Genomic DNA, 6164 nt, shown 5'->3' on the forward strand with positions numbered 1-6164 from the left:
ATTCCGTGTGCCTCCGCCACCTTCACGAGGTCGAGGCGGCGGCCGGGCACGCGGGCAACGTGCCGGTACCAAGTGCCGGACGGGATGACCAGGATTGGGACCAGGCCGCCGCGGGGAGACCGGTGGCGGGCCGGTGGGGGAGGGCCGGCCGCCGCCGGTCAGTGGAAGGTGTGCTCCTCGGCGGGGAAGGCGGAGCCGACCACATCCTGGGCGAACCCGCGCGCCGCGTCGCCGAGCGACTCGCGTAGCCGCGCGTACTGCTTGACGAAGCGCGGCATCCGGCCCGCGGTCATGCCGGCCATGTCCGTCCAGACCAGCACCTGGGCGTCGCAGTCCGGGCCGGCGCCGATGCCGATGGTCGGGATGCCCAGGAAGCGGGTGACCTCGGCGGCCAGCTCGGCCGGGACCATCTCCAGGACGAGGGCGAAGGCGCCCGCGTCCTGGGCGGCCTTGGCGTCGCGCAGGAGCCGGTGGGCGGCCTCGTCGCCGCGGCCCTGGACGTAGTAGCCGCCCAGCGCGTTGACCGACTGCGGGGTCAGGCCCAGGTGGGACATCACGGGGATGCCGGACCGCACCAGCAGCTCGGTCTGGGCCAGGGAGCGCTCGCCGCCCTCCAGCTTCACCGCGCCGGCGCCGGCCTCCTTCACCAGGCGGGTGGCGTTGCGCAGGGCCTGGACGGGACCCTCCTGGTACGAGCCGAAGGGGAGGTCGGCGACGACCATCGCCCGCCGGGTGCCGCGTACGACGGCGGCGGACATCATGGCCATCTGCTCCATGGTGACGGGCACCGTGGAGTCGTAGCCGAGGTGGCAGTTGCCCGCCGAGTCACCGACGAGCAGGACGGGGATGCCCGCCTCGTCGAACACGGACGCGGTCATCGCGTCGTACGCGGTGAGCATGGGCCACTTCTCGCCGCGCTCCTTGGCGGCGGCCAGGTCCCTCACGGTGATGCGTCGCTGCTGCGTTCCGCCGTACAGCGCCTTGCTGCTGTCGGCCGCCTGCTGGGCATGCGTCATTGCGCCGGCTCCTGTGTTCGTCGTCTCGAGGCGCCCTCACGGCGTCCCCGGATCCGCGTCCATGGTGGCACCACCGCGGGGCGGGAGGGAAGGGGGGCCCGGGGTTCGACACGGAGGGCGCGCGGCGATACGAGACGGATTCGTATCGTAAATGTCCTATTCTGTGGCGATGAGTGCAGTGAGTCCCGAAGTGCCACCGTGTCCGACGGTCCCGGAGGCCGTGCACCGCAGACGCTGGGCGATCCTGGCGATCCTGATGCTCGGCCTGCTGATCGTCGTCCTGGACAACTCGATCCTCAACGTCGCGATGAGGACCATCGCGACCCCGCCCCCCACCGGCCTCGGCGCCACCCACAGCCAGCTGGAGTGGGCGGTGAACTCCTACACGCTCGTCTTCGCGGGACTGCTGTTCACCTCGGGCCTGCTCGGGGACCGCTACGGGCGCAAGCGGGTGATGCTGGCGGGCCTGGTGGTGTTCGGCGCCGGCTCGGTGCTGGCCGGGCTGTCGGACTCGCCCGGTGAGCTGATCGCCTTCCGCGCGCTGATGGGTGTCGGCGGCGCCTTCGTGCTGCCCTCCACGCTCGCCGTCCTGATGAACGTCTTCGAACGCGACGAGCAGCCCAGGGCCATGGGGATCTGGGCCGGGGGCGTCGGCGTGGCCATCGCCGTGGGGCCGGCCACCGGCGGCCTGCTGCTGGAGCACTTCTGGTGGGGCTCGGTCTTCCTGGTCAACGTGCCCATCGTGCTCATCGCGCTGATCGCGACGGCCGTGCTGGTCCCCGACTCCAGGGACCCCGCGCCCGGCCGCCCCGACCCCCTGGGCCTGCTGCTGTCAGTGGCCGGACTGGTGCTGCTGGTGTACGGCGTCATCAAGGGCGGGCAGCTCGCCGACTTCACCGACCCCGAGGTGCTGCTCACGGTGGGCGGCGGCCTCGCCGTCCTGGCCGGCTTCGTGCTCCACGAGAGGCGCAGCGAACATCCGGCGCTGGATGTCCGGTACTTCCGCGAGCCCGCCTTCTCGGCCGCCGTCACCGCCGTGGCGCTGGTGTTCTTCGTGCTGATGGGCGTGACGTTCTTCATGGCCTTCTACACCCAGAGCGTGCGCGGCTACACCCCCTTCCAGACCGGCCTGCTGCTCCTCCCGCTCGCCGCCTCGCAGCTGTTCTTCGCCTCCCGGGCCGAACTGGCCGTCAAGCGCTTCGGCGCCCGGGCGACGTGCACGGCCGGCCTGCTGGCGGTCGCCGCGGCCATGGCGGCGTTCCTGCTGCTGGACACCGGCACGCCGATCTGGGTCCTGGAGGTCGTCTTCGTCGTCCAGGGCGCCGGGATGGCGTGCGTCGTGCCGCCCGTCACGGTCACGATCATGCAGTCGCTGCCGCGTGAGAAGGCCGGCTCCGGCTCGGCGGTCAACAACATCTTCCGGCAGGTCGGCGGAGCGCTGGGCGTCGCGGTGCTCGGCTCGCTGCTCTCGACGGCCTACCGCAGCCGGATCGAGGGCGAACTGGCCGGGGTGCCGGGCCTGACGAAGGGCGCCCGGCACGCGGCGGGCGAGTCCATCGAGGCCACCCGGGCGCTGGCCGGGCGGATGGGCCCGGAGGGCCGGGCGCTGGCCGAGCGGGCCGACGAGGCGTTCGTCCACGCCATGCACGTCACGGTCGCGGTCTCCGCCGCCGTCGCCCTGGCCGGCGCGGTCGTCGTAGCGCTCTTCATGCCGGGCGGGCGGAGCGCGCCGGGTGGCGGGGAGGCGGTGCGGGAGACGGGGGAAGAGGGCGGGAGCGGGAGGAGCGGCGGGGACGAGGAGGGGCGGAAAGAGGCAGAGACCGCGGGCGTGCCCGGGGCCGGGCGCTCCCGGGACGCCCTGGAGGCGGAGGCGGAGCGGTGACGCGGGAAGGGGACGGTGCGGTGCGTGCGGCACGCGGCAGGCCGCGCAGCGCGGCCGCGGACCGGGCGATCATCGGGGCCGCCCTGCGGCTGCTGGAACGCGGGGCCGGTGTCGGAGCGCTGTCCATGGAGGGGATCGCCCGCGAGGCGGGCGTGGGCAAGGCGACCGTCTACCGCCGCTGGCCGGGCAGGGACGAACTGCTGCTGGACGTCATGCGGGCCCTGGACGAGCCCCCGGTCGAGGTGCGCGGACGCTGCGTGCGGGAGGACCTGGTGGAGATCCTGGAGGGACTGCGGCGCAAGGGCCTGGCCAAGCGGGACTCCGCGCTGCTGCGCACCATGATGAGCCACTTCCACAGCCATCCGAGGCTGTGGCGGGAGTACCGCGACACCGTGATCCGCGCCCGGCGCGAGACGCTGCACGCGGTGCTGCGGCGCGGCGCGGCCGAGGGCGTGATCCGCGCGGACCTGGACGTCGAGCTGCTGGGCGAGCTGTTCACCGGGCCGTTGCTGTCGCGGGCGCTGCTGCACGAATGGAGGGAACTGCCCGAAGGGCTGGCCGAGCAGATCGTGGACGGGGTGCTGGACGGCGCCCGGCCGCGCGGCTGAGGGGGCCGGGGCGCTTCCGGCGGCTCCGCGGGTGCGCGGGCGAGGGCGCGCGGACCCGCACGCCGCGCCGGAATGCGTGTGTTTCGTTACAGTGGCGGATGCTGCCGGAAGGTCAGGAACCCGCCACAGGACCGCGTTCGTCCTGGCAGATGTGACGGCGTAGGGGCCGCCCGGCGCGGCCGGCAGGCAGGACCGGCCGCCGCCCGGGACGCCGGACCGGGGCGGCGGCCTCGCGATGACGGCAAGTGAGGACGGCGGATGGCACGGGTGCACATGACCGAGGCGGAGACGGCGCGGGACGCGGCGGACCGGCGGCCCGACCCCGGCCCCTCCACCGCCGCCCGCCTCCGGCACGCGTTCGTCCGGGCGGGCGGTGAGGGCCGGTGGCGCCGCGGCCTGCTGCTCGCGCTGTTCTCCGTGCTGACCGCACTGCTGATGGCGCTGCACTCCCGGGTGCCCAACCGGATCGGCAACCTGGGCAGTCTGGTGGAGACCTTCCTGCCGTGGGCCGGTCTGGCGATCCCCCTGCTGCTGCTGGCCGCGCTGCTGCGCCGTTCGGCCACCGCGCTGGTGGCGCTGCTGCTGCCCGCCCTGGTCTGGGCGGACATGTTCGGTGGCCTGGTCACCGACAAGCGCGGCGCCGGCGGAGACCTGACGGTGGCCACCCACAACGTCAACGCCGACAACCCCGACCCCGCCGGTACGGCACGTCAGCTGGCGCGCAGCGGCGCCGAGGTGCTGGCCCTCCAGGAGCTGCCGGGCCGGTCGGTGGGGGAGTACAGGAAGGTACTGGCTGAGGCCTACCCCTACCACACGGTGCAGGGCACGGTCGGGCTGTGGAGCAAGTACCCGATCGAGGACGCCCGGCCGGTGGACATAGGGATCGGCTGGACGCGGGCGATGCGCGCCACCGTCACCACGCCGGGCGGGGACGTCGCCGTGTACGGCGCGCACCTGCCGTCGGTGCGGGTGAAGTTCGAGGCGGGGTTCACCGCCCGCCAGCGCGACGTCGCCTCCGACCTGCTGGGCGAGGCCATCGCGGCGGAGCCGGTCGGGCGGGTGGTGCTGCTGGGCGACCTCAACGGGACGATGAACGACCGGGCGCTGGCGTCCGTCACCTCACAGATGCGTTCCACGCAGGGCGCGGCGGGCGACGGGTTCGGGTTCAGCTGGCCCGCTTCGTTCCCGATGGCCCGGATCGACCAGATCATGGTGAAGGGGGTCGAGCCGGTGTCGTCGTGGACGCTGTCGCCGACCGCCAGCGACCATCTGCCGCTGGCGGCGTCGGTGAGCTGGTAGGGCCGCGGAGCCTGGAGGGCGGTCCGTCCGGTGGAGGCGGGCCGCCCTCTGCTCGTAGCAGGGCTGTCACCTATTTGTTTTGTTGCGGAACAAAAAGCTGCGAGACTTGTCCGTGTCCGGGGCGGACCGGCTCCGCCACCCCGCCCCGCCGCACATCCGCCCCCGTGTCGAAAGGCTCTCCCATGCCCATGGCCCTGTTCGCCCTCGCGATCGCGGCCTTCGGGATCGGTACGACCGAGTTCGTGATGATGGGCCTGCTGCCCAACGTCGCGGACGACCTGGGCGTCTCCGTGCCCACCGCCGGCCATCTCGTCTCCGCCTACGCCATCGGCGTCGTCATCGGCGCCCCGCTCCTGGCCGCCGTCGGGGTCCGCGTACCGCGCAGGCGGATGCTGATCGCCCTGATGGGCCTGTTCACCCTCGGCAACCTCGCCTCCGCGCTCGCCCCGGGATACGGCACGCTGCTGGCCGGGCGAGTGCTGGCCGGGCTGCCGCACGGCGCGTTCTTCGGCGTCGGCGCGGTCGTCGCCGCCCGCCTGGTGCGGGAGGGCCGGCAGGCGCGGGCCGTGGCCACGATGTTCCTGGGGCTGACCGTGGCCAACATCGTCGGCGTGCCCGGCGGCACGGCGCTGGGGCAGCAGCTGGGGTGGCGCGCGACGTTCCTGGTCGTCACCGTGATCGGACTGGTCGCGATGGGGGCGCTGGCGGCCCTGGTGCCCTGCCTGCCGCTGGAGCGGCGGGACGGCGGCACCGGCGACGGCGGCGGCGCGATCCGCGAACTACGCCGCGAGGCAGGCGCGCTGGGGGACCGGCAGGTGCTGCTCGGGCTGCTGACGGCCGTCTTCGGCTTCGCGGGCGTCTTCGCCCTCTACAGCTACCTTGCCTCGATGGTCACCGAGGTCACGGGGATGGCCGAGTCCTCGGTGACGGTCGTGCTGGCGCTCTTCGGGGTCGGCATGACGCTGGGAGCGCTGGCCGCCGGGCCGCTGACCGACCGCGCGCCGCGTCCAACTCTGTACGGGGCCCTGGGGGCGCTGGCACTGGTGCTGGTGGCCTTCCGGTTCACCGTCCACGTGCCGTGGGCGGCGATGGCGACCGTGGTGGTGATCGGCGCGGTGGGATTCATGACCACCACACCGCTGCAGATGCTCGTGATGGAGAAGGCGCGCCACGCGCCGACGCTCGCCGCGGCCTCCAACCACTCCGCGTTCAACCTGGCGAACGCGGGCGGCGCGTGGGCCGGCGGCACGGCCATCGCGGCCGGCTGGGGCTGGACGTCCCCGGCCCTGGTGGGCGCCGCCCTGGCGGCGGCGGGCCTGGCGATCGCCCTGGTGGCGGGAGCGCTGGACCGGCAGGCGC

5 protein-coding genes are annotated in these 6164 nt (G+C 73.8%); 4 read left to right on the forward strand and 1 reads right to left on the reverse strand.

Going from position 1 to position 6164, the window contains the following annotated elements:
* Positions 1-158 precede the first annotated feature (158 nt).
* Complete coding sequence (gene panB, locus LJ221_RS22850; protein WP_241718605.1) at positions 159-1016, reverse strand: 3-methyl-2-oxobutanoate hydroxymethyltransferase; 858 nt, start codon at positions 1014-1016, stop codon at positions 159-161.
* A gap of 169 nt (positions 1017-1185) precedes the next feature.
* Between panB and LJ221_RS22855 the strand changes: the two genes are divergently transcribed.
* The 4 genes from LJ221_RS22855 to LJ221_RS22870 all read left to right on the forward strand — a co-directional run.
* Positions 1186-2898: an MFS transporter gene (locus LJ221_RS22855; protein ID WP_241718606.1), complete on the forward strand. Its 1713-nt coding sequence runs from the start codon at positions 1186-1188 to the stop codon at positions 2896-2898.
* A gap of 20 nt (positions 2899-2918) precedes the next feature.
* Positions 2919-3506 carry a TetR/AcrR family transcriptional regulator gene (locus LJ221_RS22860; RefSeq protein ID WP_241718607.1) on the forward strand — a complete coding sequence of 196 codons (588 nt, stop codon included), beginning with the start codon at positions 2919-2921 and terminating at the stop codon, positions 3504-3506.
* Between the two features lie 258 nt (positions 3507-3764).
* Positions 3765-4805 (forward strand): endonuclease/exonuclease/phosphatase family protein, encoded by a 1041-nt coding sequence (locus LJ221_RS22865; RefSeq protein WP_241718608.1) that lies wholly within the window; start codon positions 3765-3767, stop codon positions 4803-4805.
* Positions 4806-4987: 182 nt separating this feature from the next.
* Positions 4988-6164, forward strand: a 1177-nt coding sequence (locus LJ221_RS22870; protein WP_241718609.1) for an MFS transporter, incomplete at its 3' end; no start/stop codon positions are given.

Origin of the sequence: Streptomyces sp. CNQ085 (genome assembly GCF_022614595.1) — a bacterium.
Taxonomy (GTDB): domain Bacteria; phylum Actinomycetota; class Actinomycetes; order Streptomycetales; family Streptomycetaceae; genus Streptomyces.

Bases quoted from the DNA above. Each gene is read 5' to 3' on its own strand.
- LJ221_RS22865 (WP_241718608.1), top strand. From the start codon at position 3,765: ATGGCACGGGTGCACATGACCGAGGCGGAGACGGCGCGGGACGCGGCG.
- LJ221_RS22855 (WP_241718606.1), top strand. From the start codon at position 1,186: ATGAGTGCAGTGAGTCCCGAAGTGCCACCGTGTCCGACGGTCCCGGAG.
- panB (WP_241718605.1), bottom strand. From the start codon at position 1,016: ATGACGCATGCCCAGCAGGCGGCCGACAGCAGCAAGGCGCTGTACGGC.